This window comes from Burkholderia sp. HI2761, assembly GCF_002223355.1.
GTDB lineage: Bacteria > Pseudomonadota > Gammaproteobacteria > Burkholderiales > Burkholderiaceae > Burkholderia.
In genome coordinates this window covers 298,106-314,211 of record NZ_NKFN01000004.1, presented here as the reverse complement: position 1 = coordinate 314,211, position 16,106 = coordinate 298,106, and the positions used below count along the sequence as shown (strand labels likewise).

The 16,106-nt window shown below is 69.0% G+C and carries 12 protein-coding genes; 6 read left to right on the top strand and 6 right to left on the bottom strand.

All coding sequences use genetic code 11. The features are described from left to right. Nucleotides 1-6 precede the first annotated feature (6 nt). The 3 genes from CFB46_RS08030 to CFB46_RS08020 all read left to right on the top strand — a co-directional run bounded on the left by CFB46_RS08030 (nt 7) and on the right by CFB46_RS08020 (nt 3,387). Nucleotides 7-738 (top strand): DsbA family oxidoreductase, encoded by a 732-nt coding sequence (locus CFB46_RS08030; RefSeq protein ID WP_089499699.1) that lies wholly within the window; start codon nt 7-9, stop codon nt 736-738. A gap of 134 nt (nt 739-872) precedes the next feature. After that, nucleotides 873-2,312, top strand: a complete 1,440-nt coding sequence (locus CFB46_RS08025) for a DHA2 family efflux MFS transporter permease subunit (RefSeq protein WP_089499698.1) — start codon at nt 873-875, stop codon at nt 2,310-2,312. 286 nt (nt 2,313-2,598) lie between these two features. Then, entirely contained in the window at nt 2,599-3,387 is a 789-nt protein-coding gene (locus CFB46_RS08020; protein WP_027783684.1) for a sulfite exporter TauE/SafE family protein, read from the top strand. A 153-nt stretch (nt 3,388-3,540) separates the two neighbouring features. Here the strand turns inward: CFB46_RS08020 and CFB46_RS08015 are convergent, their stop codons facing one another. The 3 genes from CFB46_RS08015 to CFB46_RS08000 form a co-directional block, all read right to left on the bottom strand. Continuing rightward, nucleotides 3,541-5,376, bottom strand: coding sequence for a S10 family peptidase (locus CFB46_RS08015; protein WP_089499697.1), 1,836 nt, complete (start codon nt 5,374-5,376; stop codon nt 3,541-3,543). Between the two features lie 612 nt (nt 5,377-5,988). Continuing rightward, entirely contained in the window at nt 5,989-8,079 is a 2,091-nt protein-coding gene (locus CFB46_RS08005; RefSeq protein WP_089499696.1) for a D-(-)-3-hydroxybutyrate oligomer hydrolase, read from the bottom strand. 135 nt (nt 8,080-8,214) lie between these two features. After that, complete coding sequence (locus CFB46_RS08000; RefSeq protein ID WP_027783681.1) at nt 8,215-8,580, bottom strand: BON domain-containing protein; 366 nt, start codon at nt 8,578-8,580, stop codon at nt 8,215-8,217. 437 nt (nt 8,581-9,017) lie between these two features. Between CFB46_RS08000 and CFB46_RS07995 the strand changes: the two genes are divergently transcribed. The 3 genes from CFB46_RS07995 (at nt 9,018) to CFB46_RS07985 (ending at nt 12,494) form a co-directional block, all read left to right on the top strand. Further along, on the top strand, nt 9,018-10,460 hold the full coding sequence (locus CFB46_RS07995; RefSeq protein ID WP_089499695.1) for a TAXI family TRAP transporter solute-binding subunit: 1,443 nt from the start codon (nt 9,018-9,020) through the stop codon (nt 10,458-10,460). Between the two features lie 94 nt (nt 10,461-10,554). Then, on the top strand, nt 10,555-11,193 hold the full coding sequence (locus tag CFB46_RS07990) for a 2-hydroxychromene-2-carboxylate isomerase (protein WP_027783679.1): 639 nt from the start codon (nt 10,555-10,557) through the stop codon (nt 11,191-11,193). A 353-nt stretch (nt 11,194-11,546) separates the two neighbouring features. Then, nucleotides 11,547-12,494 carry a LysR family transcriptional regulator gene (locus tag CFB46_RS07985; RefSeq protein ID WP_089499694.1) on the top strand — a complete coding sequence of 316 codons (948 nt, stop codon included), beginning with the start codon at nt 11,547-11,549 and terminating at the stop codon, nt 12,492-12,494. Between the two features lie 46 nt (nt 12,495-12,540). Here CFB46_RS07985 and CFB46_RS07980 read toward each other — a convergent pair whose 3' ends face one another. The 3 genes from CFB46_RS07980 to xdhB all read right to left on the bottom strand — a co-directional run bounded on the left by CFB46_RS07980 (nt 12,541) and on the right by xdhB (nt 16,095). Then, entirely contained in the window at nt 12,541-12,942 is a 402-nt protein-coding gene (locus tag CFB46_RS07980) for a polyketide cyclase (RefSeq protein ID WP_089499693.1), read from the bottom strand. Between the two features lie 102 nt (nt 12,943-13,044). Beyond that, nucleotides 13,045-13,662, bottom strand: a complete 618-nt coding sequence (xdhC, locus tag CFB46_RS07975) for a xanthine dehydrogenase accessory protein XdhC (RefSeq protein ID WP_089499692.1) — start codon at nt 13,660-13,662, stop codon at nt 13,045-13,047. A 69-nt stretch (nt 13,663-13,731) separates the two neighbouring features. Continuing rightward, nucleotides 13,732-16,095, bottom strand: a complete 2,364-nt coding sequence (gene xdhB / locus CFB46_RS07970) for a xanthine dehydrogenase molybdopterin binding subunit (RefSeq protein WP_089499691.1) — start codon at nt 16,093-16,095, stop codon at nt 13,732-13,734. Between the last annotated feature and the right edge of the window lie 11 nt (nt 16,096-16,106).

The following is a 16,106-nucleotide window of genomic DNA, read 5'->3' as shown; positions in this document are numbered from 1 at the left end:
CCGCCCATGACGACCGCTCCCGCCCCGACTGCCCGCCCGACCCTGACCGTCGAGATCTGGTCCGACCTGATCTGTCCGTGGTGCTGGATCGGCAAGCGCCGCTTCGACGAGGCGCTGGCCGCGTTCGCGCACGCCGATCGCGTCGACGTCACGCTGCGTGCGTACCGGCTGATGCCCGGCCAACCCGTCGAGCCGGTCGAGGCGATGCTGGCAGGCAAATACCGGATGGCGCCCGCGCAGGTCGACCAGTTGCTGCGCCAGGTGACCGATGCGGCCGCGAGCGTCGGGCTGCGCTACGACCTGCCCGGCACGCTCGTCGGCGACACGCTCGACGGCCACCGGCTCGTGAAGCTCGCGCAAGCGTCGGGCCGCGCGCACGCGCTGACCGAGCGGCTCTATCGCGCCTATTTCTGCGAGCACGGCTCGCTGTTCGATCATGCGGCGCTGACCGGGTTTGCGGTCGAAGCAGGGCTCGAGCGCTCGGCCGTCGAAGCCGTGCTGCGCAGCGACGCGTATCGCGAAGAAGTCGAAGCCGACATCGCGCGCGCAGCACAGATCGGCGGCCGCGGCGTGCCGCTGTTCGTGTTCGGCGGCCGCTACGCGGTGTCGGGCGCGCAGCCGGCCGACGCGTTCGCGCAGGCGCTCGATCAGGCGTGGCGCGACGGCATCGTCGAACCCGGCGACGACGATGCGGCCGCCTGCGGCCCCGACGGCTGCGAACTGCCGGCTCGGTCGTAACACTCGTCCAGCTGCACGCACGCCGCAGCCGCACGCGCCACTACGCGACGCTCCTGCCACAAACCGGCAGGAAGCCCGCGCCGCCGACGTCTACAATGCATCCTTTCAGATAACTATCAGAAGGCTGCAGGCCCATGACCCACGGGATTCACGGCGAGAAGCGCTGGTACGCGCTGATCGTGCTCTGTCTCGGCGTGCTGATGATCGTGCTCGACAGCACGATCGTAAACGTCGCGCTGCCGTCGATCAGCACCGATCTCCACTTCACCGAAACGGCCCTCGTGTGGGTCGTCAATGCCTACCTGCTGACGTTCGGCGGCTGCCTGCTGCTCGGCGGCCGGCTCGGCGACCTGTACGGCCAGCGGCGCATGTTCCTCGCGGGCCTCGTCGTATTCACGCTCGCGTCGCTCGCCTGCGGCCTCGCGCAATCGCAGGCGATGCTGATCGCCGCGCGCGCGGTGCAGGGGTTCGGCGGCGCGGTCGTGTCGGCCGTCTCGCTGTCGCTGATCATGAACCTCTTCACGGAACCCGGCGAACGCGCACGCGCGATGGGCGTCTACGGCTTCGTGTGCGCGGGCGGCGGCAGCATCGGCGTCCTGCTCGGCGGGCTGCTGACGAGCTCGCTGTCGTGGCACTGGATCTTCCTCGTCAACCTGCCGATCGGCGTCGCCGTCTATGCGATGTGCGTCGCGCTGCTGCCGCGCATGCGTATGCCGGTGGGCACCGCACGGCTCGACGTCGCCGGCGCGATCACCGTGACCGCGTCGCTGATGCTGGCCGTCTACGGCATCGTCGGCGGCAACGAGGCCGGCTGGCTGTCGACGCAGACCGTCGCGCTGATCGGCGCGGCCGTCGCGCTGCTCGTGCTGTTCATCGCGATCGAGTCGCGCGCCGCGCATCCGTTGATGCCGCTCACGCTGTTCGCCGCGCGCAACGTCGCGCTCGCGAACGCGATCGCCGTGCTGTGGGCGGCCGCGATGTTCGCGTGGTTCTTCCTGTCCGCGCTGTACATGCAGCGCGTGCTCGGCTACGGGCCGCTGCAGGTCGGCCTCGCGTTCCTGCCGGCGAACCTGATCATGGCCGCGTTCTCGCTCGGACTGTCGGCGCGCATCGTGATGCGCTTCGGAATCCGCGGCCCGATCGCCGCCGGCCTCGTGATCGCGGCCTGCGGCCTCGCGCTGTTCTCACGCGCGCCGGTCGACGGCGGTTTCGTGTGGCACGTGCTGCCCGGCATGACGCTGCTCGGCATTGGCGCGGGCGTCGCGTTCAATCCGGTGCTGCTCGCCGCGATGAGCGACGTCGAACCGGCCGATTCCGGGCTCGCGTCGGGCATCGTCAACACCGCCTTCATGATGGGCGGCGCGCTCGGGCTCGCGGTCCTCGCAAGTCTCGCCGGCGCCCGCACCGACGCGCTCGCGGCGGCGCAAGCCGCGCCGCTCGACGCGCTGAACGGCGGCTACCGCGCGGCATTCGCGTTCGGCGCGGCGTTTGCGGCCGTGGCCGCGCTGATCGGTTTCGCGCTGCGGATCCGGCCGCCACGCGCGGTCGAAGGCGCCGGGCCCGCGATGCACTGACCGTCGGCAGCCGAACGGGAACCGGCATCGAATCGGGGCGCGCAGTGTCGCGCCCTTTTTTGTGCGCACCGGACGCGCGGCGTACGCGCCCCGGTCGTCATACCGTTCACGCCGCCCCCTGCTCAAACGCCCGTTTCATCTCCGCCGGCGGCCGCCGGGCGCCCTCTCCCGGCCGATTTTTAACGCAGTCGTACATTGACGCGCCACTTTTGCGACAATGGCGGACTTTGATGCGCGCGCCGCGGCCGCGCGCCGCCGCCGAACGCTGCATAACCGCCTGCCTCCGATGTCGCTTCCCCATATCGATCTGCTGTACTCCCTGTCCGGCCTGTTCGTCGGCATTCTCGTGGGCCTCACGGGCGTCGGCGGCGGTTCGTTGATGACGCCGATTCTCGTGCTGCTGTTCGGCGTCCACCCCGCGACGGCAGTCGGCACCGACCTGCTGTACGCGGCTGCGACCAAGGCCACCGGCACGCTCGTCCACGGCCTGAAAGGTTCGATCGACTGGCGCATCACGGGCCGGCTCGCGGCGGGCAGCGTGCCGGCCGCCGCGCTCACGCTGTGGTGGCTGCACACGCACGGGATGAACACGCCGGGCACCGCGCGGATGATCCAGCTCGTGCTCGGCGTTGCGCTGCTGCTCACGTCGCTCGCGCTGATCTTCCGCCCGCAGCTGACCGCATTCGCCGCACGCAACCCGCTCGCGCCGAGCCCCGCGCGCACACTGTGGTCGACCGTGCTGACGGGCGCCGTGCTCGGCGTGCTCGTGTCGATGACGTCGGTCGGCGCCGGCGCGATCGGCGTGACCGTGCTCCTGCTGCTGTATCCGGCGCTCGCGACGACCCGCATCGTCGGTTCCGACATCGCGCATGCCGTGCCGCTCACGCTGGTCGCGGGCATGGGTCACTGGCTGCTCGGCTCGGTCGACTGGTCGATGCTGCTGTCGCTGCTGCTCGGTTCGCTGCCCGGCATCGTGCTCGGCAGCCTGCTGTCGGCGCGCGCGCCAGAACGGCTGCTGCGCAACCTGCTCGCCGCGACCTTGGTCGCGGTCGGCGTGCGGCTCGTGCTGGCGTAAGCGGCCGGGCCGCCCTTTCCTCCGCGGTTACGCCCCTTCCCGTCCGGCGCATGAGGTGCCCACCCATCGCTCGCCGCACAAGAAAAACAGCCCGACCGGCCTGCGCCGATCGGGCTGTCGTCCATCCGGGGCGGCGCGAGCCGCCCGCGGCGCTTACTGCCCCTGCTGCTGCAGTTTCTGCTGCTTCATCTGCTGCGTGCGCGCCTGCAGCTTCAGCACGCGCTGCAACGCGGTGCGGTTCGCGAGGATGCCGTCGTAGAAGTTGGCGAGATCGCCCTTCAGCGCGGTCCGCGACGCGTCGTTCAGGTAGATCATGTGGCCCGACGGGTAGTTCTTGATCGTCAGGTTCTGCGCCTTGAGCGTCGGATCGAGCGGCATCTGCGCGAGCGTCAGCTCCGTCTGGTGGAACGGCGTGACGGCGTCGAAATAGCCGTTCGCCGACAGCACCTTCAGGTCCGGGTTCACGCTCATCGTCGACGCCAGGTCGCCGGCCGTGTACAGCGTATTGCCGCCGCCCTTGTTCGCGCCGGTCGGGTCCGTGTGGCTGAAGTCCCAGTTGTTGAAGACCTGGTCGTTCAGGTCCACGAACGACGACGTCGACGTGTACTTGAGGTCGGTGTTGATGTAGCTGTTCCACAGCACCGTGTACGCGCCGCCGACGTTCGTGATCGACGGATCGTTGCTGCCCGAGTTCGGCAGGATGTACGGCGCGATGCCCTTGCCCGTGAAGTTCGCGCGACCGTCGTACTGGCCGATCTGCGTGCCCGGCACGAGCGTCAGGAAGAACGTGTACGGCGGGTTGTCGTCCGACGACGGCACGTTGCCGAGCGCGGCCGGGTTGCCGAAGGTCTGGATCAGCGACGTCGGGTCCGTGCCGATGTACGAACCCATCTGCTGCGCGGTCTGCAGGTTCAGGTTCAGCCGCACGTTCACGAAGCCGCCGTCCTGCGGGTTCGGCTTCTGCGCGAGCGGCGCGAGCGTGTTGTCCGCGTAGTTGCGGGCCTGGACCATGTACGCGTCGAGATCGGTCGGCGTCGGGTTGACCGTCGTCTTCTTCCAGTAGAACGCATCGGCCGCGAGCGTCGGGAACGTGCCCGGCGCCGACAGCGCGTTCGCGTAGTCGAGGATCGACGACTGCAGCGTGATCCCGTTCAGGTCGATGCCGTCCTCGTGCAGCACCCACGACACGACCGCGCTGCGCGCGGTGCCGTACGACTCGCCGTACAGGAACTTCGGCGAATTCCAGCGCGAGTACTTGGTCAGGTAGCGCTGGATGAAGCGGTCGATCGAGCGCGCGTCCTGGTCGGTGCCCCAGAAATCCTTGTTCTTCGCCGGCGCGATCGCCGTCGAGTAACCGGTACCGACCGGGTTGATGAACACGATATCGGTGCGGTCGAGCAGGCTGTCCGGGTTGTCGAGCAGCTTGTACGGCGCGGGCGGCGTGAAGTTCGGGAACGACGACTGCAGGCGCTTCGGCCCGTACGAGCCGAGCAGCAGGTAGACCGACGACGAACCGGGGCCGCCGTTGTAGAAGAACGTGACCGGGCGCGGCTTCGACGGGTCGGGATTGTCCTGCGTGTACGCGACGTAGAACATCTTCGCGTTCGGCGCCGACGTGATCGGATCGATCGTCGTCAGGTGGCCCGTGGTGGCCGTGTACTTGATCGTCTTGCCGCCGATCGTGACCTGGCGGTGCACGACTGCGGCGCCTTCGGTCGAATCCGTGACCGCGTCGTTCGGCCCGGTGCCGTACACGTCGGTGTCGACGTACGGCTGGTCGGCCGCGGCGGCAGCCGTTGCGTCGGTGTTGACCGACGTGCTGCCGCTGGTCGTCGCGGCCGCGGTGGCGGCCGCCGCGCTCGGGCTCGGCCCGTCGTCGCCGCCGCACCCCGTGACGAGCAGCGCCGCGGCCGCTGCCGCGGCGAGCGGTATGCTCAAGGTCGTTCCGAATAGCGCGAAACCGTCTTTCAAGGACTTGCGTGTCGTCATTATTGCCTCTCGAACAGAACGATAAATACCGCCGGTCGCAAAGGATCATTTGCGCCGGCGCTCCGCACCGGGAATGCATTCGTTATGCGACGCACTCCGAGTTTTTTACCGGATCGGCAAATACCGATCGGCACGATTTACCCCACCCATGTTTTTTTGCAACCGCACAATGGAATCAATTCCATTGCAAACGACAATTCAACGGTTCCAGCAATACGAATGCATTTCGCGAATTCGCATGCGCACAAAATCGGCGACAAAGAGACGCCACGAGAAGCCCGCCCGTCAAGGCGCCTCCACTTCGAACAGACGAACGATCCCCGTCGGCGAGATACCGATTAATCGCGAAACGGCGATCAACCGCGGCTCGAACCGATTGAATAAAATCGAAAGGATCGATTAACTAAATGGAAAGGAATATTCTCGTATCTGGAATTTATTAAATTAAGTGAAAATACCGGCGCATATTAGGTTCCGGATTTATGGCCGTAAAGTAATAATTTGTTACAGCGCTCGTCATTCGGATAAAAGGCAGTGCGGGACCGATTCCAGACGACGCAAAAAAAGCCGGACGGCTGTCCGGCTTTGTCGGAGGCGGCGCAACGGCCGCCGTCAGAGCGGCACGTCGATCGTGCCGACGCCGGCGGAAATCGCGTTCGCGCCCGGCGCGGTCGAGATCGGCGGCAGGTTCGCGCTCGTCAGCGCGGGCGCGGCGCCCGGCGTACCGCCGCGCGGCACCGTGCGGATCACCTGCGACGGCGGCAGCGGCGCACCGCCCTTCAAGTGCTTCCACATCAGATTCAGCGCCTGCACGTTGTAGTAGTGAACCGGCACGAAGCGCGTGTCGAAGCCCGGAACCGACAGGAAGGCGTCGAAATGCTGGCCGTTCGTCACTTCGTAGAACACCAGCTGGCTGCGCCCGGCTTCGCTGATGCCGTTCTGCGCGACGTACGCGCGCGACGCGTGGTTCACGGGCACGAGCGCGTCGCTGCGGCCCTGCACGATGATCGCCGGCTTGCCGTGCAGGTTCGCGTTCACGCGCACCGCGTCGACGTTCGCGGGCATGCCGAGCATCCCGTTCGTCCACAGCTGGCGCAGGCACAGCGCGCCCGCGAAGCTTGCATCGGGCGTCGCGAGCCGGTGATCGACGCCCGCGCCGTTGTTGAACACGAGACTGATGCCGGCCGTCGGCGGCACGCCGTTGCCGGCGCCGAACACGGCCGGCATCGGCGACGCGGCGGGGGCCGCGACCGCGCCGGTCGCCGGGTTCGTCGTCGCGAAGCTGAAGTTGCACAGGTTGTCGGTCACGCGCGAGCGCGTGTACGCGTTCGCATAGGTGACCGCGATCGCGGGAATCGCCTGCGAATCCCACATCGGCGCCTGCAGCAGGTCGGAATCGGCCAGATAGCCGGCCGCATGGAGCTGCGCGAGCGCGTCGGCCGCCTGGCTCTGCGTGTCGGCGCCCGCCACCAGCCCGGCCGCGGCGAGCGTCGCGCAGCGCTGCGTGCGGATCGACTGCGTGGTCGCGGCCGGCAGCGCGCTCAGGTACGGCGCGCCGGCCAGCGACGCCGATGCGGCCGCGCACGGTTCCAGCAGGTTCGCGAGCGTCGCGTAATCGGCCAGCGGCCGGCCGAACGACGGCACCGGCTGGCCGCCCATGCGCACGATCGCATTCGGCGCCATCCGCACGTTGATCTGCGGCTCGCCGACCACGACCGCGGTAATCCAGCCGCGGCTGTCCTGCTCGGCCGCCGCGAGCGACGCGCCGCCGCCGTTGCTCACCGACGCGGCGATCGTCGTGATGTCGCCCGCGCGATAGCGCACGCCGCGACGCGCGCCGTCGATCAGCGGTCCGAACTGCTCGTTGAGCGCCCAGTATGCGAACTCGACCGACTGCAGCGTCACGCGCCCCCAGTCCTGCTCGGGATTCTGCTGCGAATGCGCGTGCTTGAACGCATAGCGGTTCGGGAAGCGGCCGTTGAACGCGGCGAGATCGCCGCTCGTCACGTTCGCGGTAAACAGGCTCGCGGTGCCGGCCAGCACCGCGTTGGCAAGCGTGCCGTCGATCAGCGTGACGGTGTCGGAGCCGAGCTCGTGCGCGCCGTTGCCGCCGCCCTTGTCGTTGTAGGCCACTGCGCAACCGCGCTTGAGCGCCCACTCGCCGGCCGCGGAAATCGCGCCGTACACGCCGCGCGAGCCGGACGACGTCGCGGTGACGATGCAGGGCTGCGCGGGATCGAAGCTGGCGGGCACCTGCACGAGCAGCGTCACGTTCCTGGTGCCGCTGCCGTCGTCGGCATACGCGAGATATTCGGTGCCGGGAATCTTGCCTTCGCCGAGCGTATCGTTGCCGTCGAGGTCGACGTTCGGCCCCCAGAAGCGGCCGTAGCCGCCGTTCGCGCTCATGTCGACGAGCGCGCGGTAGTTCGACCAGATGGCGAGGCGACGCAATTCGGCGCTCGTCGGCCGCGACGGGTTCGCGAAGCCGGGCGCACTCGCCGCGGCGAGGCCCGTCTTGCCGAGGCCGGCCGTCAGCAGGTCGTCGCTCGCGCCGTCGTAGGCCGTCGTGCGTACGCTGCCGGACACGAAGCCGGGCAACCGGTTGCGCTCGGCCGACTCGTCGCCGTTGCAGGCGCCGAGCATCGCGATCGCGGCCAGCGCCGCCCCACACACCACCCGCCTGCCCCACCCGAGCTTCGTCATCGCCGCCCCCTCGATATCGTTATCGGTCCGCCGCCGCGCCGCGCGCGGCGTTCGGCTTCTGAAGCGCAAACGGGCCCCGGCATGGGGCCCGCCTGGAAACGGGCGCATGCGGCGCTCGCGCGCCGCCGCCCGGCGTTACTGCTGCTGAACCGTCAGCTTGTTCGTGACCGACGTCACGCCCTTCACGCTCTTGGCTGCCTCTTCCGCCTTGTCGATCTGTGCCTGGTCGGGCACCGTGCCCTCCAGCGAGATCGCGCCGCCCTTCGAACGCACGACGAGGTTCGCCACGTCGATGCCGCCTGCCTTCGTAATGGCCTTGCGCACCGCGTAGCCGAGCTTGCGGTTCGCCTTCTTCGCGGTTTTCGCGGCGGCCTTCGGCGCGCTCGTAGCGGCCGACGGCGCTTCCGTTGCCGCTGCGTCGCTCGACTGCGCATACACGCTGCCCGACAGACAGGCCGCCACGGCGGCGACACCCAACGCTCTCAACACGATCGACTTCATGCTATCTCCTTATCACTTCGGAACGGCCGTGCACAGTACGGCCGGATACCCCCAAAAACAGCCGGCCCGCGCGCGAACGGGCGGGACAGCCGGTGTTTTCCACGGCGATACGAGAGAGGCGTCACGGGCCGGCGGCCGGCGCACGCGAAAGCGGGCCGGCCGGGCCGGACAGCCGCCGGCCGGACGCGCCCGGTCTCATGACGTGCCGGGTCGCGCGCGATTCGGGCGCGGCTGCGTCGCACAATGTAATCCAGCGCCCGCGGAAGCGCAAAGCTTTTGACGCGACGGGGCCCGCCGCCGCCGTGTCGCCGTGCCGCCGCGCAATCCCTGCGCGACTCGCGCATACGCGCCGAAACCGGGTACCATCGCCGCGAGCATCCGTGTCGTCCGGTGACGACCGTCACCGATGCGTCACGCCAGCGTCATCCGCCGATCCCATGAAGCCTGCCCGCCCTCGCCCGCCGCGCCGCATCCTCGCCCGCTTCGTCGCGGTGTCGTGGCGCGACCTCGCGCTGTCGATCGGCCCGACCGTGCTGCTCGCCGGCGCGGCCGTCTGGCTCGCGGTGAAGCTGATCCAGCCGGCGCCGCCGTCCACGCTCGTGATTTCGTCCGGGCCGCCCGGCAGCACATACTGGAACGCCGCCCAGAAATACAAGACGATCCTCGCGAAAAACGGCGTCACGCTCGACGTTCAATCGTCAGAAGGTTCCGCGCAGAACCTCGCGCGGCTGTCGAACCCGAACGCGCCGGTCGACGTCGGCTTCGTGCAGAGCGGCATCGGCCCGAAGGAGCGCGACGAGCATCTCGTGTCGCTCGGCAGCATCGGCTACGTGCCGCTCGCGATCATGTACCGAGGCCCGGTCGTCGCGCGCCTGTCCGAGTTCAAGGGCAAGCGGCTCGCGCTCGGCGCGGAAGGCAGCGGCGCGCGCGAGCTGAGCCTCGCGCTGCTGAAGATGAACGGCATCGTGCCGGGCGGCGCGACCGAGCTCCTGCCGACCGCCGGCGAGGACGCCGCGACCGCGCTGCTCGACGGCAAGATCGACGCCGCCTTCCTGTCCGGCGACTCGACGCAGATCCCGGTCATGGCGAAGCTGTTCCGCGCGCCGGGCGTGCACGTGTACTCGTTCACGCAGGCCGAGGCGTATGCGCGGCGCTTTCCGTACCTGACCGCGATCACGCTGCCGATGGGCGTCTACGATCTCGGCCGCAACCTGCCGCCCGCCGACATCCACACGGTCGCGCCGACGATCGAACTCGTCGCGCGCGACTCGCTGCACCCCGCGCTGTCCGACCTGCTGATCGAGGCCGCGCGCGAAGTGCACGGCCACGCGACGATCCTGCAGCACGCGGGCGAATTCCCGTCGTCCGTCACGCGCGGCTTCCCGCTGTCCGACGACGCCGCGCGCTACTACAAGTCGGGCAAGACCTTCCTGTACCGACGGATGCCGTTCTGGGTCGCGAGCCTCGTCGACCGGCTGCTGGTCGTGGTCGTGCCGCTGATCGTCGTGCTGATCCCCGGGCTGCGGCTCGTCCCCTCGCTGTACGGCTGGCGCGTGCGCTCGCGCATCTACCGCTGGTACGGCGCGCTGATCGCGCTCGAGCGCAGCGCGCTCGGCGAGCATACGGCCGACGAGCGCGTCAAGCTGCTCGACGAGCTCGACGACATCGAGGAAGCCGTGAACCGGATGAAGATGCCGCTCGCCTACGCCGGGCAGTTCTACGTGCTGCGCGAGCACATCGGCTTCGTGCGCGAACGGCTCACCGCGCACGACCACGATACGCCGGCGGGCCCGCCCGGCGCCGGCCATCCGCCGGCACGCGCGGAAACCGACCCGCCGCCGGCCGGCGACGCCCCCCGGGCGACTCCCGGTTCCGCGTGAGCGAACGATCCGCGATCATTGCTGCATGCGCGCGCCGCCGCGTAACATGGAGGCCGCCGCCAGGCGCCGCACGCCCCACCTTCTGGAGAACGACATGACAACCGGCCTCGATACCGCCCAACCCGCCTGGTTCTTCGACTTCGTGTCGCCGTTCTCGTATCTGCTGCTCGAACAGCACGACAAATGGCCGGACGTGCCGTTCAACCCCGTCGCCGTCTCGCTGCCCGACCTGCACCGCCACTGGGGCCAGCGCCCGAGCGCCGACGTGCCGGCCAAGCGCGTGTTCACGTACCGGCATGCGCTGTTTCGCGCGGAACAGCTCGGCATCCGCTTCAAGATGCCGCCCGCGCATCCGTTCGATTCCGACAAGGTCCTGCGCCTCGCGATCGCGCTGCGCGCCGATATCGTGACGGTACTGGAAATGTTCCGCTTCATCTGGCGCGAAGGTAACGATCCGTCGACGCCGGAAGGCTTCGCGGCGCTGTGCGAACGCGTCGGCGTCGGACACGGCGACGAGCTGATCGAATTCGAGGAAACCGCCGCGCAGCTGACCCGCAACACGGCCGACGCGATCGCGCTCGGCGTGTTCGGCGTGCCCACCTTCTGGATGAACAAGCAGCTGTTCTGGGGCGAGGACGCGCTGCCGATGGTGCTGTACTGCGCGCGCACGCCGAACTGGCTCGAATCGCGCGAGGTCAAGCGGATCAGCACGCTGCCGAAGGGCCGCGCGTGATGGCCGGTATCACGCACGGCAACGCGCGGCTGCGGTAAGGTTACGCGTCACTAGGGTCTGTTTACATATGGAACGCGCATGCGAATGCCCGAAATCGCGCGTAGGGCAAGGAGTGAGGAGCGCCGTTTGGCCGCGCCAAACAAGCGACGAGCGACGCCGCCATACGGGCGATTTCGGGCATTCCCGTGACATGGATTTATTAATTTGGGGTTGCCACGAGAACGGCCGCTCGCCGCGTTGTGCTCCTTGCGAATACGTCAGTATTCGCGGCGTCGCACGCCTCGCGAGCGGCCGTTCTCGTGGCAACGCATGCGCGTTCCATATGTAAACAGACCCTAGAATCACCCCCATCGATGGAAGACGACGACCGTACCGCCTCGCTCGACATCTGGCTCGTGCGCGTGTTGCGCACGCTGCTGCTCGAGCGCAGCGTCACGCAGGCCGCGCTGCGGCTGAACCAGACCCAGCCCGCGATCAGCACCGCGCTGCGCAAGCTGCGCGAGACGCTGAACGACCCGATCCTCGTGCGCGGCAAATCCGGCATGGTGCCGACCGAATACGGCGCGTCGCTGCTCGAGGCCGCCTCGCGCGCGCTGCGCGAGGTCGATTTCATCGCGACGCCGCACGGCGACTTCGACCCGTCGTCCGCGCGGCGCACGTTCCGCGTCGCCGCGCCCGACTACCTGAACGATTTCTTCATGCCGACGCTGATCGAGCGCTTTCGCGACGCGGCGCCGCATGCCCATCTGGAAATCGATTCGCTGAATCCCGCGCTCGACCACGCAGGCGCGCTCGAATCGGGCGCGCTCGATCTCGTGATCGGCAACTGGCCGAAGCCCGACCCGCAGTTCGCGCGCCAGGACCTGTTCTCCGACACGATCGTGTGCCTGATGCGCGACGCGCATCCGCTCGCCCGCCTGCCGCTCACGCGCGACGCGTATGCGTCGGCCGCGCACGTCGCGCCGACGCCGTACACCGGCGACAAGCGCAACGCGATCGAGATCGGCCTGGCACGCGCACGCCTCACGCGGCGCATCGTGACGACGCTGCCGTACTTCGGGATCGTGCCGCAGGTGCTGCTGCAGTCGGACCTGATCTTCACGACGACGCGCCGCTTCGCCACGCACTATGCGCAACTGCTGCCGCTCGTCGTCGTCACGCCGCCCGTGCCGTTCCCGCGCATCAAGAGCTACCTGCTCACGCATCCGCAGCCCGATCGGCCGACCGACATCGCGTGGCTGTGCGCGCTGATGCAGAGCGTGTCCGACGAGCTGACGGTCGCCCGCACGCGCAAGCGCTGAAACGCGCGGCTCGAGCGCAGCGCGACCGTTCAGGCAGCGCGGCCGCTCAGGCCGTGCAGAAGGTTTCCTGCAGATGGACCCAGCGCACGACGCCGGCCGCGTCGCGCGCGAACACGGCGGTCGCCCGGCGCGCGGGCAACTCGCCCGACGCCGCATGCTGCGCTTCGAGATAGGCCATCACCGCATGCGATGCGTCGGCCGCGAGCACGCGAATCTCCGACAGCGCGATGCGCAGCCCCGGCTTCGCGCCGGCCAGCTTCGCGAACAACGCGCGCGTGCCGTCGTGGTCGATCACGCGGCCGTCGGTCAGGGTCATCGTGAAGTCGGCGGAAAACGCCGCGAGCAGTGCGTCGAGCGCCGCCGGCGCGGTATCGACGCCGGACAGCCAGCGCTCGATGGCGGCCACGCTCGCATCGAGCGCGTCGAGATAGACGGAGTGATCGGACATGGGCGCGTGCACGGTGAGGTCAAGCGCGGCCCGCTGCCGCGCGTCGCCGTGCAGTGTATGCAAAAACGCGCGGCCGTGCGCCGGCCGCGCGGCATCGGCGTTTTACCGCGCGCAGGACACGTCGTCGCGCGCGCGCCCGGCCGCCGCCGCCTTCGCATCGGCCACCGGCATGCCCGAGCGTGCCTGCAGCAACTCCGCGCAGACGGCCACCGCGATCGCGCCCGGCGCCTTGTCGACGATACCGGCGACCCCGATCGGACACACCATCTCGACGAGCCGCGCCGGATCGACGCCGCGCGCCGCGAGCCGGCGCTCGAACTTCACGCGCTTGGTGCGCGAGCCGATCATCCCGAAGTACGCGAAGTCGCGCCGCCGCATGATCCGCGCGGCGAGCGAGAAGTCGAGCGCGTGGTTGTGCGTCATCACGAGAAAGTACGCGCCGGGGGGCGCCGCATCGACGACGGCCTCCGGCGTGTCCGTCGGCTCCGGCTGCACGTTCGGCGGACATTCGTCCGGGAACAGTTCGTCGCGCGTATCGACCCACTGCACGACGCACGGCAGCGCGCCGAGCAGCGTGACGAGCGCATGGCCGACGTGCCCGGCGCCGAACAGCACGATGTGCATCGGCGCCGGCGCACCGCTCGCGCGGTTGCGCTGGCCGGTGCCTGGCGCGAACGCCGGGGTCGACGCGGCGCGCGGCGACTGGGCCGGCCCGTTCATGCCGGCCTCCGCCGGGCCGGGCGGCCGTGAGCGGACAACGAACGAAGCAAGCGCGACGAGCGTTTCATGTCAGCCTGCCTGGCCCGCGCGGGCCGCACGCACCGCGCCGATCGCGCGCAGGATCGACTCGCCGGTGGCCGGCGCGTCGAGCGGCGGATTCACCTGGTAATCGCCGACCGCCGCGATCGCATCGCGTACCGCGAAGAACACCGAGAACGGCAGCAGCAGCGGCGGTTCGCCGACGGCCTTCGAGCGGTGGATGCTGTCCTCGACGTTGCGGTTCTGGAACAGCCGCACGTTGAACTCGGGCGGCGTGTCGTTCACGGTCGGGATCTTGTACGTGGACGGCGCGTGCGTCATCAGCTTGCCGCCCTGGTTCCACCACAGCTCCTCGGTCGTCAGCCAGCCCATGCCCTGGATGAACGCGCCTTCGACCTGGCCGATGTCGAGCGCCGGGTTCAGCGACGCGCCCACGTCGTGCAGCGCATCGACGCGCAGCGTGCGCATCTCGCCCGTCAGCGTGTCGATCACGACCTCCGACACGGCCGCGCCGTACGAGTAGTAGTAGAACGGGCGGCCCTGCAGTTTCGACTGATCCCAGTGCAGCTTCGGCGTCGCGTAGAAGCCGTCGGACCACAGCTGCACGCGCGCGAGGTAGGCCTTCGCGATCACTTCGCCGAACGGCACGCTCGCGCCGCCGATCCACACGAAGTCGTTGCCGAACTTCACGTCGGCCGCATCGACCGTGCCGTCGCCGAACTGCTTCGCCGCGAACACCGCGAGCCGCTCGCGCAACTGGCGCGCCGCATCCTGCGCGGCCTTGCCGTTCAGGTCCGAGCCCGTCGACGCGGCGGTCGCGGACGTGTTCGCGACCTTGCTCGTATCCGTCGCCGTCACGCGGATCCGGCCGAAGCGGATGCCGAGCTCGTGCGCGACCACCTGCGCGACCTTCGTGTTGAGCCCCTGCCCCATCTCCGTGCCGCCGTGGTTCACGAGCACCGAGCCATCGGTGTAGATGTGCACCAGCGCGCCGGCCTGGTTGAAATGCGTGACGTTGAACGCGATGCCGAACTTCACCGGCGTGAGCGCGATGCCCTTCTTCAGCACCGGATTGCGCGCGTTGAAGGCGCGCACGCCCGCGCGCCGCGCACGGTAGTCGCTCGTCGTCTCGAGTTCGCCGAGCAGTTCCTGCAGCACGTTGTCCTCGACTGTCTGCCCGTACGGCGTCACATTGCGTTCGGTCTTGCCGTACAGGTTCGCGTAGCGGACGTCGAGCGGATCGCGGCCGAGCGCGCGCGCGATGTCGTCGAGGATGTATTCGATCGCGAACGCGCCCTGCGGGCCGCCGAAGCCGCGGAATGCGGTGTTCGACTGCGTGTTGGTCTTGCCGCAGTAGCCGGCGATGTCGACGTCGCCGAGCCAGTACGCGTTGTCGAAGTGGCACACCGCGCGCGTCATCACCGGGCCCGACAGGTCGGCCGAGAAGCCGCAGCGGGAGGTCATGTCGAGTGCGACGCCGTCGATGCGGCCGTCGTCGTCGTAGCCGACGTCGAAGCGGTAATGGAAGTCGTGCCGCTTGCCGGTGATCATCATGTCGTCGTCGCGGTCCGGACGCAGCTTCACCGGGCACAGCAGCTTCCACGCGGCAAGCGCCGCGCAGCACGCGAACAGGCCCGACTGCGATTCCTTGCCGCCGAACCCGCCGCCCATCCGGCGGCATTCGACCAGCACGTTGTGCGACGCGACGCCGAGCACGTGCGCGACGAGGTGCTGCATCTCGCTCGGGTGCTGCGTTGAGCAGTACACGTGCATCCCGTCGTCGTCCTTCGGCACCGCGTACGCGATCTGCCCTTCCAGGTAGAACTGCTCCTGTCCGCCGAGCAGCATCTCGCCCGACTCGCGGTGCGGTGCGGCGGCGAGCCGCGCGGCCGCGTCGCCGCGCGCGAGCTTCAGCGGCGGGATCACGTAGGTTTCGGCCTTGCGCGCTTCCTGCGCGGTCAGGATCGCGGGCAGCTCCTCGTAGTCGACCTGCGCGCGGCGCGCGGCGAGCCGCGCGGTTTCATGCGACGTCGCGACGACGATGAACATCGGCTGGCCGACGAACTGCACGACGCCCTTCGCGAGTACCGGATCGTCGTGGATGATCGGGCCGCAATCGTTGACGCCCGGGATGTCGTCGGCCGTGAACACGGCGACCACGCCCGGCGTCGCGCGCACCGCGTCGAAGTTCATCGACACGATCCTCGCGTGCGGCTTCGCCGACAACCCGAGCGCCGCGTGCAGCGTGCCTGCGACGATCGGGATGTCGTCGGTGTAGGTGGCGCGCCCGCTCACGTGCAGGTGGGCGGATTCGTGCGCGCGCGACACGTGCACCTGCGCGGCGTCGGCCAGCGGGTCGAGGGTGCTGAGGAACGGTTCTGCTTGCTGATTCATGTTCGATGTTC

Coding starts and splice junctions, on each gene's coding strand:
- CFB46_RS08030 (WP_089499699.1), top strand. CDS start 7: ATGACGACCGCTCCCGCCCCGACTGCCCGCCCGACCCTGACCGTCGAG.
- CFB46_RS08025 (WP_089499698.1), top strand. CDS start 873: ATGACCCACGGGATTCACGGCGAGAAGCGCTGGTACGCGCTGATCGTG.
- CFB46_RS08020 (WP_027783684.1), top strand. CDS start 2,599: ATGTCGCTTCCCCATATCGATCTGCTGTACTCCCTGTCCGGCCTGTTC.
- CFB46_RS08015 (WP_089499697.1), bottom strand. CDS start 5,376: ATGACGACACGCAAGTCCTTGAAAGACGGTTTCGCGCTATTCGGAACG.
- CFB46_RS08005 (WP_089499696.1), bottom strand. CDS start 8,079: ATGACGAAGCTCGGGTGGGGCAGGCGGGTGGTGTGTGGGGCGGCGCTG.
- CFB46_RS08000 (WP_027783681.1), bottom strand. CDS start 8,580: ATGAAGTCGATCGTGTTGAGAGCGTTGGGTGTCGCCGCCGTGGCGGCC.
- CFB46_RS07995 (WP_089499695.1), top strand. CDS start 9,018: ATGAAGCCTGCCCGCCCTCGCCCGCCGCGCCGCATCCTCGCCCGCTTC.
- CFB46_RS07990 (WP_027783679.1), top strand. CDS start 10,555: ATGACAACCGGCCTCGATACCGCCCAACCCGCCTGGTTCTTCGACTTC.
- CFB46_RS07985 (WP_089499694.1), top strand. CDS start 11,547: ATGGAAGACGACGACCGTACCGCCTCGCTCGACATCTGGCTCGTGCGC.
- CFB46_RS07980 (WP_089499693.1), bottom strand. CDS start 12,942: ATGTCCGATCACTCCGTCTATCTCGACGCGCTCGATGCGAGCGTGGCC.
- xdhC (WP_089499692.1), bottom strand. CDS start 13,662: ATGAACGGGCCGGCCCAGTCGCCGCGCGCCGCGTCGACCCCGGCGTTC.
- xdhB (WP_089499691.1), bottom strand. CDS start 16,095: ATGAATCAGCAAGCAGAACCGTTCCTCAGCACCCTCGACCCGCTGGCC.